We start from the raw sequence: 18,853 nt of genomic DNA on the forward strand, positions 1-18,853 counted from the left end.
GACTGCGTTCAAGCGCTAAATCCTTATGCAACGCTAGGTCCGCCTGACACAAAAGCCAGGCGGCCCGGGCCGGTTATCGACTCAAGGAAAGTGACCATGGCTGATTCACTCCGTCCCGCTGCGCAGTTGTTCATTCAACTGTTTGGTGAGCAAACGTCCACTGCGCAAACCCGGCTTTCGAAGCTCTGGAGTTACATCGAGCAGGGGGGATCGATTTTCCCTCTGGTCGAAAAGGGGCTTGCGGTGCTGGTCGGCGAGTTCGGACTTGAGCAGGAAGAGGCCCGGCGCTTTTTGCGCCGGGCCAACAGCCTGGCGACCTACCTGCGGCGTCGGTTTATTGAACATCACGCGCAGCGGGACAAAGCTGGGTCGACAGGACCGTCCAGCGGTTTGATGTCGCTCGTTGACGGGCCGCAACTGGAGCGAATATTCGACCTGCAATTGAGAGCCAAGTGCCCCTCGGACTCTCTGGAGTCCATGTTCGGGCCATCGGCGTATCTGGTCTTCTTGTATCGCTTGATTCGCGACTTGATCGAATCCGTTGGTGACGACACCAAGCTGCCGTTGCATGAGCGCCGCACGGATTTGATGACGTTGACGGTCGACAGTAAAGCGGTGAACGCGCCGGAGTCATCAGTCGACGTGATCGTGCGCGTGTTACAGGCGTTTATCGCTGCGAACACGACGGTTCCCATTGAACAGGCATTGATCGAAGCTCGCTATCCCAATGGTCTGCCGTATCACCAACATTGGGTCACGGTTGATGGGGTTGCGGGTTTCAACGGACGATCAGTGGGGGATTTTGCCAACATCGTTGACGCGAAATTCCCCAGCTTCTTGCACTCCGCGTCCCTGACCAGGCTTGCCGCTGCTGCTCTGGCGCATGCCTCTCGGCTGGGTCCTTACCAGCAGCGGCTGCTTACTGAGGAATACACATATCCCGAAGATATGTATCAGTTCTATCTGGAGAACTTTGGCACCGAAGACACTGAGTATCTGAATCTCAATCAGATATTTTATCTGGCTCAACGTACAAATCTTGGGGCCGAGGAGATTACAAGTCTTTTTTCGGTTGGAGACTACGCGCCGCGGCGTTCGGCCAATGTGAAATACCCCAGTGAGCCCGATGTCCCGGAAGGCGGTCGATCCGGCTCGGTTTACATCAATGATAATGCTCACCCCGCTATCGGTATCACCCCGCAGTCGGGGAATAATTTTCATCGGATTATCGTTAATCCCAATACCCCAAGAGGCTTGAATACATTCGATCGACTCAACCGCAAGTTACGCCTGGACAAATGGCTGAATCTACCTCCTGAGCAGACTGACGCCCTGTTGGTGGCAGCGATCAGGGCGCAAGCGCGTGGAGCCGAAAAGCCTGAGGTGTGGGCGATTTCGGTCAACGTGATTCATGCATTGGGTCTGTTTCAGCGACTGCGTGAACGCTACAACTGCACGGCAGCGGATTTCGCCGTGTTTCTCGATGAACTGTCACTGTATGGTCGCGGTGATGCACTGTCGCAATTCGATCAGGTCTTCAACAATCAGGACAATTATCGCGAGCCGCTGAGACTCGACGGCACACCGTTTGCGCTGATACCGACATCGGATCAAGACAATCTGACGGTGAGCCAGCTATGCAGTGGTTTGGGCATTGATCTTCAGACTTACCACTACCTGGCGTTGGCGATAGCCCAGGCTCATGATCTTTCCGACAATCTGGTGCGCAGTTCGGCGGTCATTTCCAGTTTTTACCGTTTGGTAAAACTGCCCCGGTTGTTGAATATCACGCCGGTCGAAGGCGTGGTGATGCTCAGTGTGCTGGGGGGAGAAACCTGGCTCAAAGGGCTGGCGGGCGAGCCGCGCATTGTCGACGTGGCGGATGATGACAGCCGCATTGACGCCACCGCTGGCGGGCCGGGCGTGCTGAGCCTGATCGAAGCCATGCAGGCCTGTGTCCAATGGTGCGAGCAAAGCAACATATCGGTGCTGTGGATGTTGCAGCACGTGAGTGCACCACTGCGTCTGAGCGACTTCTCCCAGCAGGACCAGCAGTTCTTCGACAAGATCGGCACCCTCCTGCCCAGCGCGCGGTTATCCAATAATTCTTTTCTCGTAGCCGGCATTCCGCCGGCCGGCGAAAGCGACTGGCTGGATTTACTGTCGATTGACAGTGAGGGGCTGGCGCCGGTTGTCGATGCCAATGGCCTGATACTGGCCACTCCCATGACGCCGGAAGATTATTCGGCCTTTGCCCGCCAGAAGCTCGAATGGGCCGTCAGGAACGGCCTGGACATTGAGGAAACCCAGGTCAGCGTCTTGGCCGAGATCATGCTCGCCGTTCTTCTGCAGGCCAGAGACGCTCAGGTGTCGCTGGTCAGGGAGTCGCTGGCAGTCTACGCCGGCATCGAGGGCGAATTGGCCGTTCTGGTGCTGAACTGGGTCGATGCTTCGGTGTACCAACTGTTGCGCCAGGTGTATGACCGCACTGACCTCGAACCGCCAGCGACGCAGCGCAGGCGCGACGAACCTTCAGATCCGTTACTCGAATTGCTGGCTGTCGTGCGCCAGCGCGCCGAAGTCGTTTCAATGTTGGGTTTGAGTGCCGCCCTGGTCCGGGACTATCTGGATTATGGATATGAGGTATGGATCGACCAAAGCATCAACATTGATCCCTCTCAAAAATATGTGTTCTCGGTGCGCATACTTTACGCGATGACCACGCTAACCCGCGCATTCAGCATGACTGAACAGCCGGAGCAGAAACTGCTGGACTATCTGCGTCAGGTCCATTCGCTACCGTCCAGGATAAGCGTCGACGCATTACGCGTCGTGCAGCAGGCAGCGGCGATCAAACTGGCTGAATTCTTCGCCTGGAGCGCGCAGGAAGTCAGCGAATGTGTTCGCCATATCGATCCTGAAACCCAAGTGTTGAAAACCCTGGAACAACTGGATCTGCTGATACGCGTTTACCTGTTGTCGATGCAGACCGGAATGGATGCCCGGACCATTTTGCGGATCGGTACCTTGCCGGAGACAACCGATGCCACTGAAGTCTATGCCCAGGCAGCTGAACTGGCTTTGCTCAGTCAGACCCAGACGCGTATGCCGGTCGTGCAAGCACCGGGCGAACTGAAGCAGTTGGTCAGGATGACTTGCACCGTAACGCCTACAGAAGTCTTCGCTCGTAAAAAGGATGAGAAAGCGATCATTACGATGACGCTCACTGACGCCCGGGGGGCAGCGTTGAAAGGTGTCGCTGTTGACTGGCACTCCGAGCTAGGGATCATCAGTTCGGGTGTCACCGATCCCTACGGAGTCCTCACGGCTGAGTATGTTCCAGGCAAAGTCCTGGGTACGGACAGCCTTTATTTTTCCATGAGCCTGCTCGAGCCTGAGTGGGCAGTGAGCATCAACATCATCGCCCACGCCGACAGCATGAATTTCCCGACCGCGCTGATGTCTCCGGTGCCAACGGAGGTCGTGCCGCTTGGTCAGGAAGTCACCCTCTACGCCACGATGGTGGACCAGTACGGAAACCTTGGGGCCAGCATGCTGGTGGACTGGGCCTGGGAAGAAGGAACAGATCCCGAAGAAAGGCCAACGATCCGTCCGGCACAGGGCTTCACCAATCAGCAAGGAGAAACCACGGTTCATATCACCAGCGATTTCAGCGGTGAATTCGAAGTCGGTATACGCAGCCTGGCAAGCGGGCAGGGGGTTCTATTCGAACCCATCAGGTTTGGGGTAACGCAAGGCCGCAGCCACTCGATTGAACAAACGTCACCGCCTTCCGCCAGTGACGCGGGAACCTCTTCTACGGAGCAAGGATCATGACGTCGAACAATATTTCCCTGCTGCAGGAAAAACGTCGTACCGCGTTGCTGGAGTATTGCATCGGACAAGTAAGGGCGGAGCGTTATCCGCCTTTGCGGACCCCGGAGGACGTGTTCGAATTGCTGCGCATCGACCCGCTGGACAGTGCTCGGGTGCAGACGTCGGGGGTGGCCGAAGCGATCAGTTGTGCGCAGCAATACATCAGTGCGGTGTACAACAAAATGGAGCCCGGTTTCAAAAACCACGAGTTTCCCCCTGAGCAGCTGCAAAACTGGGCGCTGTACAAGAACTACTCGGACTGGACCGCAGTGCAGATGATCGCGCTCTACCCGGAAAACTACATCAATCCGTTCGTGCGTCAGCGTAAGACGGATCTGTTCAAGACCCTTGAAAACAGCCTCAATCAGGCCCGTTTGAACACCGATTCGGTTCAGGCCGCGCTGCAGGATTACTTGCAAGCTTTCGAGCAGATCTGCGATCTGGATGTTATCAGTGGCTACATGGACGGCACGACCCCGGAGCGCGCCGATTATTACTTTGTCGGGCGTCAGCGGGTGCCGCCGTTCCAGTATTTCTGGCGCAAGGCGCAAATCGAGATCACCCCCACGTGTGCTGCCGTCAACCCGGCGGCGTGGAGTGAATGGAAAGCGGTGGATATTCAACCTGCCGCGCGGGTGCTGGACATGCGTCCGGTGGTCTGGAACGGCCGGCTGTGTCTGGTCTGGGCGGAGTGGAGGGACAAGGTCGGCGAGATCATCGAAGCCGATCCTCCGAATTCCTTGGAAGATGACAGATCCCGGTTCGTACCGCATCAGTTGGATATCAATGTGGCCTTCATGAGGCAGAACGGCCAGTGGTCGGCGCCTTTGAATTTACGCCATCGCGAGTTTGACGAGGATCTCTCGGCAGGTGCCCGCTTGATTGCAACTGTGTGGGTCGACTCGCAGAATCCCAAAGGCAAGCTCGGGGTATTGCTTGCCGATGATGAAACCGACACCGGTACCTTGAAAGAGACCGCGATCATCGATGTGCTGATGCGCCCCGTTGTCGAAGACAGTGGTGCCTGGCTGGAGCTGGCCAAGAAAGAACGATTTGTTTCTGCCTTGACGGTTCAGCACCCCTTGGGTCTTGAGGTTACTGTGGTCGCAAGTGAGTCACCGTCAGGCTCCATGGCGACTTTTCTGGGTCTGACCGTCTTCGCCATGCGAGTGGGGGACAACGATCAGCTGACAGTTGAGGGCTTTTGCAGGCCCACAGGTTTGTCAGAGAAGAATACAAACTTTACCTTGCAGTTGGAGAGCTCCGCCAATGGCGATCCAGCGCCGGTGAAACTTGGAGTGTCTACAGCCGGCGGTTGGACGATGAAGTTTTTGGGCACTTTCACTCGACCAAAAGGCTCTTGGAACAACGTCAGGTTCACCCTAAAGAATGATACTGAAGGCTTTGGCGGCAAACACTTTGACCTGACGATTGTCGATCTCGCGGATTTCCTCCCGCCAACGCTGCTGAAAAACACCACGGATGCCGCCCAATTCCTCGACTTTCAGCTTGGCGCTGGCTGGGCACTGCGATACGTTCGGCTCAATTCGCTGTTCGGCCCCGAGTTGGTCGCACGTTCCACTGTCTCTCCAGCCACACTGATTAACTGGGACTCCCAACATCTGTCAGAGCCGCCGCCCACTGGTGTTGATTTCGAGGAGCGCAACGGCGCTTTCTACGGTGCCAACGGGCTGTTTTTCTGGGAACTGTTTTTCCATTTGCCGCATTTGATCGCGACGCGCTTGCGTGATGAAGAGCGGTTTGCCGAAGCACTGACGTGGTTGCATTTCGTCTTCGATCCCCGGGCTACTGCCGACAGCAGCTCGGTCCCCGCGAAACCGAATTACTGGCGCTGCCGGCCGTTGAGCAACGATCTGGGTAATGCCGGCTGTGAATCCGTGGCGCCTGCCGACCCGGATGCGATTGGGTATTCGGCGCCTGTGCATTTGAGGCTGCTGATGTTCATCGAGTATGTGAAGAACCTCATGGCTTGGGGGGACTGGCATTACCGCCAACTGACCCGCGAAAGTCTGGCGGCGGCAAAGCTGTGCTATGTGCAAGCGGGATCATTGATGGGCAAACCGCCTCTGACTCAAACGGTGAACTTGTGGCAGACCGCGACGCTGGGGAGCCTTCTGGCGCAAAGTTGCACGCGTACGGCACTGGAAACCTTCGAGCAGACATTGGATTACGGCCTGGCAGATGTTCCGGCCGGCTCCGATACAGCTCCCATGCTGGGTATGTTGGGGTGTCCGCCGTTCAGGGAACCCATCAATGATGAGTTGTTCACGCGGTTCAACGAGCCGCAGTACCGGATGAACAACTTGCGCAACAACCTGACGATTGATGGCAAGCCCATGCTCCTGCCGTTGTTCAACCCACCGACTGACCCGAACCAATTACTGCGCGATCTGGCAGCAGGTGGTGTCGGTGGCGCCAGACCGATGGGCGGACGGCTGGTGGTGATTGCGTTTCGCTGGCGCGCGATCTTCGAGGTTGCATTGCGTGCGGTGCAGGCCTTGCAGGATTACGGCAGCCAGGTACTCAACCTGCTTGAGCGGCGTGATCGTGCCGAGCAGGAAGAGCTGCAGCAAAACCATTTGGTGGAGTTGGGCAACTACGCCAGAACCGTGCAGGAGCAATCCATCGCTCAGTTGGAAGCGAGCATGACGGCGCTTGAGCAGAGCCGGACAGTGGCGCGGGAACGGGCAGATGCTTACGCAGCCCGCTATGACGAAAACGTGTCGGCCGTCGAGTATCAGGTCATGGCAAACCTGGACCAGTCCAAAGAGCTGGCACTGACTGCCAAAATCCTCAAACCGGTAGGCGCGGCGGTGGCGGCGGCGCCTAATATTTTCGGTATGGCGAACGGCGGGTTTCGTGTCGACAAAGTCACGGATGCCATCTGCTTTGGCCTGGAAATAGCTTCGTCGATGTTGCAGATCGATGCCGACAAGCAAGCCACTACCGAAGGTTATCGCCGTCGCCGCAATGAATGGGGGCTGCAACGCGATCAGGCGCTGGCAGAAATCGCGGCCATCGATGCGCAGATCGTCGCGCAGAACCATGCAATTGATGCCGCCAGAACCAACCTCGCGCAAACGCTGCGAGCTAACGCTCAGGCGTTGACGATGTACAACTATCTGAAAAAGCGCGCGACCAATGCCGAATTGTTCGGCTGGATGCTGGGCCAGCTCAAGGCCTTGCACTATCAGGCTTATGACGCAGTCGTCAGTCTGTGCCTCAGCGCGCAAGCGGCGATGAATGCCGAAACCGGCGATTACGATTCCAATATTCCCTTGCCGCAGGTCTGGCAGGATCAACGCCACGGTTTGACCGCTGGCGAGCATCTGCGCGCGTTTCTGCTGCGCATGGAATATGAGTACCTGCAGCGCACCGAGCGCCGGCTTGAACTGGTAAAAACCATCTCCTTGCGTCGCCTGTTCAACGATGCAATAGACCCTCAGCCCGGTATCGGTAGTTGGGAAGATGCATTGGCGCAATTGCAGACCACCGGCTCGCTTGAGTTCAGACTGACGCAATTGCTGTTCGATCGGGATTATCCGGGACATTACTGCCGGCAGATCAGTTCGGTGGAAATCGACTTGCCAGTGCTGGCGGGACCTTTCGAGGACGTGCGCGCGACCTTGTTGCAGGTCGGCAGCACGACTGCCAGCCGGCCTTCGGTGCAGTCAGTGCAGTACTTGCACAATCCTGATCCTGGGGTAGTGGCCCCTTCCGATATGCTGTTCAACTTGCGTCCGGGTCAGCAGATTGCCTTGTCGGTGGGTATTGGCGACAACGGCATGGCGGCGGGGAAACCCGATGAGGGTTTGCTCTATCCCTTTGAAAATACTGGTGTGGTATCCGCCTGGGAGCTGAAATGGCCGTGGCATAAAGAACCGTCGCAGGAGGCCATGCTGCGCTCGATGAACGATTGCATCTTGCGCATTCGCTATACGTGCAAGAGCGGAGATCAGTCGTTTACCGATTCGGTGAAGGAGTTGGTCAATGTAGCGATTAGAGGGCCTGGCCGGCAGGGGCAAGGGAGTGCGCAGTCATGAATGATCCTATCGTTCAGGTGAATGAAAACCTGATATGCAACGGCGATTTCGAAGAGCGGTTCGAATGTTGGGCAAGGACAGGGGTGGTCGCTATAGGCACGGCGTATTACGACAACAGGCCTGTCAAACACATCAAAGCGCCGAAGGGCGCGGGTGTCACCCAGGACGTCACACTTCCCAGAGATCCCGATGGCAAGGGTGCTTATTGGTTGAGTTTTCTATGGGAAAGCAGTTTCAGCCAATCAGGCTGGGTGAGGATTTCTCAGGGTGAAACCGAGCATTACCGCATCGAACTCAAACCCGTCGGTGAACCCGGGCAGGCACAACAGCGCGAGGGTTTCGGATCTGGGCCAGAGAAGCGATTCAGTCCGACCCTGCATGAAGTGGAACTGACATTGGACATCTCAAGCTCAAAGTCACTACGCATCGAAATATACAGCTCGACAGAGTCTTCAAGTCCATTTGGCGAACTCTGGGTTACACGCGTCAAAGTCGAGTTGAAACTCGCGCCACTTGAGTTGCAGGAAGTTGAGCTGGACGGCCTGTCGTTCCCGCCCTTGCGCAAAATGTACCTGTGTCAGGGCGCCAGCGGTGGCGGAGCTTTTGGCAGCGACGCATTGATCACGCCCCACATGCTCGGTTTTGTACCTGTGCCGGATAACCCTTGGGACGGCACCCCGGTTGCATTGAGCATCGACAATAACCCGCAGGGCGCGATTGTCGCGACGCCTGCGTGGGACACCCAGCAAGCGCTGGACGCGCCATGGACGCTCGATTGCCCGTTGATCGATGATCAGGACTACGAATTCACCCTGAGCTTGCGCAACCGTTACACCTCGCAGGCCTACGAGATCCCCGTATCGCTGGGGCATCATCGACTGATTTTTCGTGAGGTGCTCGAGGCTGCTTACTACCCGTTGATTGAGCAAAGTGTCCGTTTGGGTGTGCAAGTGGCGTCGTACTACACCGGCCAGCCATTTGCCGGGCTTACGGTGAACTGGGCGACCGCTGAGCACGGGGTGCTGGCGGCTGCCGTTACTGATGAACAAGGTTGGGCCTACTTCGATTATGCGGCGAAGGCAGCAGGGGACTTCTTAATTGAAGCTTCTGTGGTCAGCCTTTATTACGAGCAGGGAGTGTGGACTCAGACGTTTGACGTGCTGGTACTGGGGGAGGATCCGTGGGCACAGTTGACTGTCTTTGAAAACAACGAAATCAGGGACTGGATTGATAACAGTTATCCGAACCGGGGTTCTACCCATTTCCTTGATGTAATGCTGGCGGCCAACAGTCGTCTGCGAGGCAGCGACTTCTATCTGCATTGGCACGGTGTCAAGCCTGGGCAACTGGGTGTCGTGGTCAGTCCGCCACTGGAAACATCGGTGCCCATGCCGATCGATGGAGAGGGCACTGCATCCTGGACGCTGAACTGCGAAGACCGGCGCGACGGGATATTCGAGTTGTCACTGGTCTGCTCGAAGCTGTTGTTGCCGTCGCCCAGAAAGCGCATGTCGCTGGCGCGCAACAGGATCAAAATCAAAGAGGTACGCCAGGCCGGGAATAGTCCGGTGGTGGAGCAACACGAAAGTGCATACCTGCGGTTGCAAGTGGTGCATGTTACTGATCAGGGCGACGGCGAACCGGTGATCGGTGCGCGGGTCGAGTGGCAAATGTCCGACAGCGTCGTGCAGAGCCAAACGGGAAGCGGTGGTTGGGGAAGCCTGAAGTTTTACACCCAAGAACCCGGGATTCATGGGATCACCGCAGCGGTCCGGGCGCATGAATCTGCTGCGCCGCATGAGTGCGAATTTAGCGTGACGGCGATTGCCAGGAGTTCTTGGAAAGACAAGGTCAAAATCACGTTTGATCGTGGTCTGGTCAACCAGGATCTGGGTCTTTTCTGTCGACGAGGTCAAATCCATTCTCTGGAGGTCACGGCGCTTGCCGACAGTCCTCTTATCGGCCAGGAAATTACGTTGGCATGGGGCGTTGACGAATCAGACATCGGGCTGGCGGTGAGTGAACTTGGCGAACCGAGGACATTGCGCGCAGATGAACCGCTGGTCTGGACCCTGAATTCTGAATTCGCAACGAGCCGCAGCAGTATGTTCGGGCTTCGGTTGTTGAACGATTCACTGGAGGATCGGGAGTTGCTCGGTCGTTTGATATCGCCGGATATTTACGATGAGTTCGAGCTTGTTCTCGATCAAATGACCCCCACACGAGGTCAGTCGCTGTATCCCTGTCTGGGCGCTGTGCACCGGTATATTGTCAGAACTCATGCGCTGAGTCCTCTGATAGGTACTGAAGTGGATTTGAGTTGGTCCGGAAGCTCGGCCGAAGATCTGGGGATCATTCTCGATCCTCCAGCTAGATCCCCGAATTATATTGATGAAAGTGGCATGACCTGGACACTGGATTGTTCAGCTAGCCGTGGGGCCGGGGAGTTCGGTCTACAATTCTTGACTCGGGCTGGCTCGACCGATGTCACCAGAATGCACTTGGGCCACAACAAACTCAGCATTGAAACCGTGCGTGAGTCTGCCGTTTTTCCGATCGTGGGTCAGGACCCGGCATGGATGTGGGCGAAGGTACGTTCGGATTTTTCGGAAGACGGGATGGTTCAAGCACGCACACTGTGGACGGCGAACGGCAATACTGAAGAACATGTTACAGATGAAGAGGGATGGGTTCGCTATGCCTATGAGGCAACCAGGGAGGGGACTGCGACGGTTGAAGTTTCTGTGAGCAGTCCGTATGACGATGGAACTGATGCACGTTCGATGCAGGTATGTTCGCTGGCCAGCGACCCTTGGGATCGATTGCTGTTCAGTATGGATCACAGCCCGGCACAGCCTTTCGGCCAGAACACTGGTTTCGCGCGTCGCAAGCTGACCCATAGAATCGATGTAACTGCCCCGGAAGACACCTTTTTGTCCGGTCGAAAGTTGACGTTGGGCATGGTCGGCACCGGGCCCGAGGCACTCGGCATTCGTTTTACTCAGTCAGTACTCGGTTTGCCAAGGGTCTTCAGCCGCGAGGCGGGATTCACCGATTCCTTCATGGTCGATGACAAGCGTGATGGCAGTTTCGGCTTGTTTCTGGCCTGCGAAAGCCTGGCTCGATGGTCACCTGTCAATGCAATGTCTGTAGGTGAAGGCGCGCAAGCGGTGAAGATCGCCGAGCGTTCACGGGTTAGCCAGACGCTGTACTGGGGCGAGGCTGTGTCCGAGCAGATCACCGTTGTTTCGGCCATCAGCGGCAGGCCGATGGTGGGGATGAATGTTGTCTGGACCAGTCCGGATCTTGGCGAGGTGACGACGACCACCAACTTCTACGGCGAGGCGCAGATCCGCTTTGTGCCCAAGACTCCCGGAGCGGCGCAACTGACCGCGACGGTGGGGAATGCGCAGTATACGGAATCGATTTCGTTGTCGTATTTCCTGCATGAGTCTCGACAGATCAAAGAGCTGTTCAGTGATGACTTGACCGGTTATCCGGGGCAAGAAATTTCGGCTCAGGCTTGCGTGGTTTCAGCCAATACCGGCGAGCCTCTGGCTAATGTCGAAGTGATGTGGGAGTACGGCAACACATCTTTACCGGCAACACTGACGGATACCGATGGCATGGCAACGGTGCGCTTTGTTTTGGGCTCTGCAGGTGAGGCAGCATTGTGGGCGTCGGTAAAGGGCGGCTTGGCTGGCTGGGATGTGGAAACGCTGCGGTTGACTGTCACGGAACGTTCTGCAGTTGTGAAGTCCGTCATCGCTGCGCCGAATCCGGCTTTCGTGAACGACTGGGTAACCATGACTGCGTTGATCGTAGACAAGGCTTCTGGAGAACCGATGCCGAAAAGGACAATTCTTGTCTCCATTAACGGCAGGCTATTCATTGATTCCAGTACAAATGGCAACGGTGAATACGAAACCTCTTGGAGGGTGATGGATCTGTCGGAAACCGTTTCCCTTGACGTCAAAGTCGAGAATCCTGACGGTACCTCGAGCAACGGATCTGTGCACGTGCGGATCGAGAGATGATCAAAGCGCCGCACTTCTCTTCCAACTGAGATACCGCGTCACCAGTTCGGCCCCCAACTCCGCAGGCCGGGCATCCACCACCGGAACTCCATGAGCGCTCAATCGCTCATGGAGTTCTGCCCGTTCATTCATGTAGTTCACCGTGCCGCAGTAAGCCAACGCCTCGGGCAATGTTTGCACCTTGGTCTGACGTAACGTATCCAGCACTTCTTCGCGCAGACTGGCGACCAGCACCCGATGTTGTGCGCTCAGGCGCTTGACCGCGCTCAGCAACTCCTCATCGTCCTCATCGCGCAGGTTGGTTACCAGCACCACCAGTGCCCGGCGCTTCTGGCGACTCAGCAGTTGATTGGCGGCTGCCTGATAATCGGCAGGACGTTGCGTGCTGTCGAGGTCATAAACCGTGTTGAGCAGCACATTCAACTGTCCGCTGCCTTTTACCGGCGCGAGATGGCGTGGGTGTTCGCTAGCGAAGGTACTCAAACCCACCGCATCGCCCTGACGCAAGGCTACATAACTGAGCAACAGGCAGGCATTGAGCGCATGGTCGAAGTGCGACAGTTCATCGTCCTGGCTGCGCATGCGTCGGCCGCAGTCGAGCAGGAAGATGATTTGCTGGTCGCGCTCATCCTGATATTCGCGGGCGATCGGCGTGCGTTGGCGCGCGGTGGCTTTCCAATCGATCTGACGCAGGCTGTCGCCTTCGCGAAATTCGCGCAATTGATGGAACTCCAGACCCTGACCGCGTCGTTGCCGTTGGCGTACACCGAGCTGGCTGAGCCAGTTGTCCACCGCCAACAGCTCACCGCCGTAGAGTCGGGCGAAGTCGGGGTAGACGCGGGTCTGATCGTCGACGTTGAGCAAGCGCTTGCCGACCCACAAGCCCAATGGGCTTGGTAGATTGATTTCGCAGTGTTCAAATGTGAAATGCCCGCGCTTCAACGGACGCAGGCGGTAGCTGACCTGGCTGAACTGGCCGGGTTGCAGTTCAAGCGCCAGCGGCAGGTTGTCGAAGCTCAAGCCATCCGGGACATGATCGAAAAGGTTAATGTTCAGCGGCGCATTGAAGTCGTGTTCAATCTTCAGCGGTATGTCGGCCCAACGCCCGAGGGCGAGACTGCCCGGCATTTGCCTGCTGATCCGGATCTGCGGCAGACGCTTGAGGCGCAGCGCATCCAGTAGCGCCAAAGCCAACAGCGCCAGCAGCAAGCCCCAGTTGATCGAGATCAGGCTCGCCGGGACGGAGACTTCCAGAGCCTGCAAAGTGCCCAGCGCGATGCCAATCACCAGCAGCGCTGCGACCCAGCCCAGCAACAGCCCTGAGGGTTTCACAGACGCGGCGCCGGAATCTGGTCGAGTAATTGCTGGAGCACTTGATTGACCTGCAAACCTTCGATGTCAAGCTCCGCTGCGATGCGCACGCGATGGCGCAGCACAGCCAGGGCACAGCCTTTGATGTCATCCGGAATCACAAACTCGCCACCGCGTAACAACGCCCGTGCGCGGGCGCAACGTACCAGCGCAATCGACGCACGCGGTCCGGCGCCGAGGGTCAGTCCCGGCCAGGTGCGGGTGCTGCGCGCCAGGCGCACGGCGTAATCGAGGACCTGATCGTCCAGCGGCAGATCACTGGCGATGCGCTGCAAGGCTTGCACATCCTTGGCCTGCAATACCGTGCGCAGCGGTTGCACGTCGAGCATGTCGGCGCGGGTCGAGCGGCTGACCTGGCGGACCATGTCCAGCTCCTGATCGGCGTCGGGATAGTCCATGCGCACCTTGAGCATGAAGCGGTCGAGTTCGGCTTCCGGCAGGGGATAGGTGCCTTCCTGCTCAATCGGGTTTTGCGTGGCCAGCACCATGAACGGTTGCCCGATTGGCAAGGCGCGGCCTTCGAGGGTGACCTGACGCTCCTGCATCGCTTCGAGCAACGCCGCCTGGGTTTTTGCCGGGGCGCGGTTGATCTCGTCGGCCAGCAACAGGTTGGTGAACAGCGGGCCTTTGCGCAGCTTGAACTGTTCGGTTTGCAAGTCGTAAACGGCATGACCGGTGACGTCACTGGGCATCAGGTCGGGGGTGAACTGGATCCGTGCGAACTCGCCGCCGAAGCAGCGGGCGAGGGCACGCACCAACAATGTTTTACCCAACCCGGGCACGCCTTCGAGCAACACATGGCCGCCGGCGATCAGCGCGGTCAGCACATCGTCGATTACTTGATGCTGACCGATCAGCGCTTTGCGCAATTCGCCGCGCACCGCTTGTGCCAACTGGCTGGCACGCTGGCGTTGCTGCGCGGCGTGGCTGGCGCTGCCGGGCTCGATCTGTTCAGTCATAGCGTGTTCCTCAAGGTTTGCAGGTGGGCGACCTGGCGGCAGAAGTCAGCGCTGGACAGCCGCCGGTTCGACACCGGGCTCAGGGCCTGGCTGATGGCGCGGGTGGGTTGCCGGGTCAGGCGCGACAACGCCAGCCATTGTTCGGCAACGTTCAATTGGTCGAAGCCGGGATGGCGGCGACGCGCGCGGCGCAGCACGTCTTGTTGCAAGGCTTGCAGCAGCGCTTGCTGGCCATTGTGGCGCAGCAGGAAATCGGCACTGGCACGCAGATGTTCCTGCAACTGTCGACGCCCGCTCGGCGCTGGCGCCTGAACCGGGCCATGGCGCATGCCGACATGCCATAACCACATGCCGATCAAAGCGAGCAGGGCGACGAGTGCTTGCGCAAAGTAGCGCCAAAGCAAGGTCAGCAAGCCGTCGTGTTCGCCGTTGTAGATCAGCGTGATGTCGGTGTCGGCGCTCAGGTACCACAGCAGCCAGGCGTTGTCGTACTCGGCGATCGCGGCGGTTTTCCACAGCTCGGCGTCGGTCACCACCGTGATCGAGCCGAGGCCGTGAGGCAGTTGCATCATGTGCGTAGCCTTCGCGCTGTTGGCCCAGGCCTGCGCGAGATTTTTCGGATCGTCGAGATGGAAGTCGGTATCGAAGCCGGCGTAGGCCGGTGCGTCTTCGTCTTCAAGATAGAGTTTGGTCAGTTGTGGAAAACGGTCGGGTTCAGCGTCGGCGGGTACGTCTTTCAAATCCTTGCTGAGGGACTGGTGCAGTTGCACCCGATCGAGCAGCAGGTCGTTGCTCTGTTTGCTTTGCTCGTCCCACAGCGATTCGGCGACGAATATCAGTCGCCCGCCGGCACGGGTCCAGTTCAATACCTGATCGACCTGACGCGGCGTCATCCGCGAACGGTCGCTGAACAACAAGAGGGTATGTTGGTGCGGGTCGATGGCTGGAAGCACCGCAAGGCTTTCGCCATGGCTGACATTGAGGCCGCGTTGACGCAAAAACAGTTCGGCGGCCAGGTAGGGATTGGCCTGGGCGGCGGGCGAGGGGCCGTGGTCGATTTGTTCCTGGTACGGCGTGGCCTTCATGAACAGAAACACGCCCAACGCGCCGAGCAACGCGACGAGCAGTACGCCGACCCAGGCCAATGTGCGGCGACTCAACGGGCTGTTTCCTTATCGAACAGGGCGCGCCAGCCATCGCACAATTCCTGCCGCGCAGACGCTGTCGGTACTCGATGCCCGTAAGCCATGTTCTGCCAGTGAGCAGTCAGGCTGCGGCTGAAGGCGAGCAATTGCGGACGCTGCAATTGCTCTACCCGCGCCAGCACCTGATTTTCGGTGTCGGCGGCTTTCAGTTGCAGATCAAAGTCGTGCAGCAAATGACTGAGCAAGCCGCGATAAAGCAGGCTCAACGCCGCGCGCGGTTGGCTGTGCCAGAGTTGTTCGGCGCTGGCGGCGATATCGTCGGGCAGACTGTCGCGGTGCACATCCAGACCGAAGGCCTGCTGCGGTACTGCGCGTTTGGGTTTTACCGGCAGCTTCGGGTGACGGCTGACGAACGCTTTTACAAAGTCGCGATAGCGCCAGACCAGCCAGCCGATCACGGCAATCACCGCGGTCCACAACAACACCTCAATGAGTTTTGCCAAACCATTAAGGCGCTGCCCGTCGAGCCAGCCCAGCAGGGTTTTCAGCCACTGCGGCGCCTCGCCGGGTTCCGCGCCCTTGGCCGGCGCCGCCGGGTCTTCGCCGAAGCGATAGCGGGTGACGGATTCCTTGTGCTTGAACGGCGGCTGCTCGAGCAATGCCTTGATACTTTCTCGGGATGCCTGACTGGTCAGCGGCTGATTCAGCAGGCGTGGAGCCTGCGGACCGTCATCGGCAGCGGCAGCCCAGACTGTCGGCACATTCGGCAACACCAGACACACCGCCAGCAGCAGCCCCGACACCGAATGGTTCAGCCGTTGGCGCAGGCGGCGGAATACCAGTTCGATATCCCATGCCTCCAGTTGCGTGCGCCGGTTCAGGTACAGGCTGAAGCCGCACGCGACATACACCGGCCCCCAAACCACCAATACCAGCGCATAGAAGGCATTGGTCAGGTGTTCCAGCCAACGCCACTGCTGATCCGTCGCGATGATCAGTGACTGCCAGTCCCAATCGGTTTCGATCTGCTGCGGCAACAACAGGTAGAACAGCACCATCAGACCGATCCACAGCGCGGTTTCCAGGTGCACGCCAATGATCGTCAGCCACTGCGCGGCGCCGGCGTTGCGTTGCAACAGCACTTGCAAGCGCTGCTGACGGACGTGGCCATCAAGACCTTCGAGTTGCACTACCGGCAGCAGGAAGCTGCGGCTCAGGCTCAGTCGGCGCCAGGTCAGGCTGGCCAGCAGTTGCGGTTTGAGCAGCCGCGGCCATTCACGCAAAGCCTGGCGCAGCGTTGGTGTTTCGCCGAACAGCGCTTTGGAAAGGATGTACAGCGGCAATCTTTCGTAGGCCGGCTTCAGCCACCAGAAGATGAACACTGCCAGCGAGGGCGAATCCCACAGCAACAGGCTGAGAAGAGCGAACAGGGGCAGGGTGACGATCGCCCAACAGGTCATCAGCAAGCGCCGATGCTGCTGACTCATGAGCACGCCCAGGTCCATGGCTTCCCAGGTCGTGCGCGGGCGGATTTCCACGGTAGCGTCACTCAGGCGCATGACGGGTCCTTCCGGCAAACAACAGGTAGACCGCAACCAATAACCACAGGCCGGCGCCGACCAGATATTTGGTCAGTGGCGTGACGCTGGTTTTCGATGACCAGTACGCTTCGATGAACGCCGCGATCGACAGGAACAGCATCACCCCGCACACCAGCAACACGCTTTTACGCGCCGCGCGTTGCAACGCTTCGCCGCGAGTCAGGCGCCCGGGGGCGATCAAGGCCCAGCCGAGTTGCAGGCCCGCCGCGCCAGCCAGGGCAACGGCGGTGAGCTCGAAGGCGCCGTGGGCGATGACGAACGACCAGAAGGTCTGGCCGTAGCCGATGTCGCTCAGGTGCCCGGCCACCGCCCCGATGACCATGCCGTTATAGAACAGAAAGAACGCGCTGCCGACGCCCAGCAACAAGCCGCTGGCGAAGGTCTGAAAGGCGATGCCGATGTTGTGCATCACGTAGTAACCGAACATTACCCAGTCTTCGCTGGCCGCCCGTTCGACAGGGCGGCCGAGGTGACCGGCGACCGGATCGTACATGCCTTGCATTTCGCGCACCTGATCGGCGGGAATCAGGTTGTAGATCAACTCCGGAAACGCATAAACCAGCACCGCGACGCCGATCAGACTGCCGAAAAACAGCAGGCCGGCGGCCAGCACGAAGCGCCATTCTGCACGCACCAGTCGCGGGAAGTCGGCCAGGACAAAGCTCAGCAGGTTGGCGCCGAGGCGGCTGCGATGACGGTAGAGTTGTTGATGCCCGCGTAGAACCTGCTGCTGCAACGAGTCGATGAGAAAGCTGCTGTAGCCGCGCTCTTGCGCCAGCGCCAGGTGCTGACAAAGCCGGCGGTACGCTTTTGGGAAATCGGCGACTTGAGTGGTGTCTTTGCCGTGCTCAAGGCGTTCGAGGGCCAGGGCGAAACGCTCCCATTCGACCTTGTGGCGGCTTTCGAAAAGGCTTTGCTTCATGTCGGGCCCAACAAGCCGCGGGCGATGCCGTTGAGTTCGGAGACGGCTTTGGGGGCGGAAATATGCAGGGGCTGGGCCAATAGCGCCGCGAGTTCATTGATGCGCGCCGGCGACAGTTCGTTCTGGCGCTCGGCAAAGGCCAGCACTGCGCGTTGTTCCTTGAGAGTCAGCGCGACCGGTGCGCGCCGCGGTTCGACGTCCGGCAGTTGCGGTCGGGTCAGCGGGCGCTCGCTGTAGACCACCAGCGTGCCGGCGGCGATATCACCCAGGCGTTTGAACGTCGGGTGATGCAGGCAGCTCAATGAGCCCAGGAAATAGCCGAACGGCAGCAGGTCGACAAAGCGCAGCAGATTGCGCAGCAGCGAGGCCGACCAGCCCACGGGTGTGCCGTCGTCGTGCACCACACGCAAACCCATCCATTGTTTGCCGGGAGAGCGGCCCTGGCGCAGCACCTCGAACAGCACCATGTACCACCAACTGATCGCAAACAGCAGCAGCGAACCGAGGCCCATGCCGAGCTTGCCGAGAAATGCCAGAACCGTAAACAGCACGCCCATGATTACCCCGCGCAACGCCAGATCAATGGCGAAGGCCACCGCGCGTACCGGCAACCCGGCGGGGCGCAAGGGCAGGTCGATGCCTTCCGGCGTTTCGACCTGATGCCGCGTATCCAGCGGTGGGGCCAGCGGTGCTTTCCTTGGCGATGCTGTGGGCTCGAGCATGGGCTACCTGATGTTCGCCGGTTCGGAGGCAAGTGACGTCGATGCTAGCAGCCTCTCGGGGGGAAACGACATAACTATGTATTGCACTGCATGTAAAAGCAGCCGGTTGAAAATCCCACAAGGGAAATGCATGTGCAGCTGTAGGAATCTGGAGAA

At 58.6% G+C, this 18,853-nt stretch carries 9 protein-coding genes; 3 read left to right on the plus strand and 6 right to left on the minus strand.

Annotated elements, in window-relative coordinates; all coding sequences use genetic code 11:
* Positions 1-96: 96 nt before the first annotated feature.
* Genes J3P75_RS06630 through J3P75_RS06640 form a run of 3 tightly spaced genes read left to right on the plus strand, consistent with a single transcriptional unit; the run spans position 97 to position 11,977 of the window.
* Entirely contained in the window at positions 97-3,837 is a 3,741-nt protein-coding gene (locus tag J3P75_RS06630) for a Tc toxin subunit A (protein ID WP_434709708.1), read from the plus strand.
* A complete protein-coding gene (locus tag J3P75_RS06635) occupies positions 3,834-7,940 on the plus strand; it encodes a neuraminidase-like domain-containing protein (protein WP_434709709.1) in 4,107 nt (1,368 codons plus the stop codon). Before J3P75_RS06630 ends, J3P75_RS06635 begins: the two co-directional genes overlap by 4 nt.
* A complete protein-coding gene (locus tag J3P75_RS06640) occupies positions 7,937-11,977 on the plus strand; it encodes an Ig-like domain-containing protein (protein WP_434709710.1) in 4,041 nt (1,346 codons plus the stop codon). Before J3P75_RS06635 ends, J3P75_RS06640 begins: the two co-directional genes overlap by 4 nt.
* Here the strand turns inward: J3P75_RS06640 and J3P75_RS06645 are convergent, their stop codons facing one another.
* From J3P75_RS06645 to J3P75_RS06670, 6 genes are read right to left on the minus strand one after another with little or no spacing between them, the layout of a single operon-like run.
* On the minus strand, positions 11,978-13,309 hold the full coding sequence (locus J3P75_RS06645; RefSeq protein WP_434709711.1) for a DUF58 domain-containing protein: 1,332 nt from the start codon (positions 13,307-13,309) through the stop codon (positions 11,978-11,980). It abuts the gene before it with no gap.
* Positions 13,306-14,307 carry an AAA family ATPase gene (locus tag J3P75_RS06650; RefSeq protein ID WP_434709712.1) on the minus strand — a complete coding sequence of 334 codons (1,002 nt, stop codon included), beginning with the start codon at positions 14,305-14,307 and terminating at the stop codon, positions 13,306-13,308. The genes J3P75_RS06645 and J3P75_RS06650 overlap by 4 nt, the downstream gene beginning before the upstream one ends.
* Positions 14,304-15,467 (minus strand): DUF4350 domain-containing protein, encoded by a 1,164-nt coding sequence (locus J3P75_RS06655; RefSeq protein WP_434709713.1) that lies wholly within the window; start codon positions 15,465-15,467, stop codon positions 14,304-14,306. Before J3P75_RS06655 ends, J3P75_RS06650 begins: the two co-directional genes overlap by 4 nt.
* The gene (locus J3P75_RS06660) at positions 15,464-17,011 is read right to left on the minus strand and encodes a DUF4129 domain-containing protein (RefSeq protein ID WP_434709714.1); all 1,548 of its coding nucleotides are present in this window, start codon (positions 17,009-17,011) and stop codon (positions 15,464-15,466) included. The genes J3P75_RS06655 and J3P75_RS06660 overlap by 4 nt, the downstream gene beginning before the upstream one ends.
* Positions 16,998-17,975, minus strand: a complete 978-nt coding sequence (locus tag J3P75_RS06665) for a stage II sporulation protein M (protein WP_434709715.1) — start codon at positions 17,973-17,975, stop codon at positions 16,998-17,000. The genes J3P75_RS06660 and J3P75_RS06665 overlap by 14 nt, the downstream gene beginning before the upstream one ends.
* Positions 17,972-18,697 (minus strand): RDD family protein, encoded by a 726-nt coding sequence (locus tag J3P75_RS06670; RefSeq protein WP_434709716.1) that lies wholly within the window; start codon positions 18,695-18,697, stop codon positions 17,972-17,974. The genes J3P75_RS06665 and J3P75_RS06670 overlap by 4 nt, the downstream gene beginning before the upstream one ends.
* Positions 18,698-18,853 lie beyond the last annotated feature (156 nt).

Origin of the sequence: Pseudomonas sp. R1-1 (assembly GCF_051132135.1) — a bacterium.
GTDB lineage: Bacteria > Pseudomonadota > Gammaproteobacteria > Pseudomonadales > Pseudomonadaceae > Aquipseudomonas.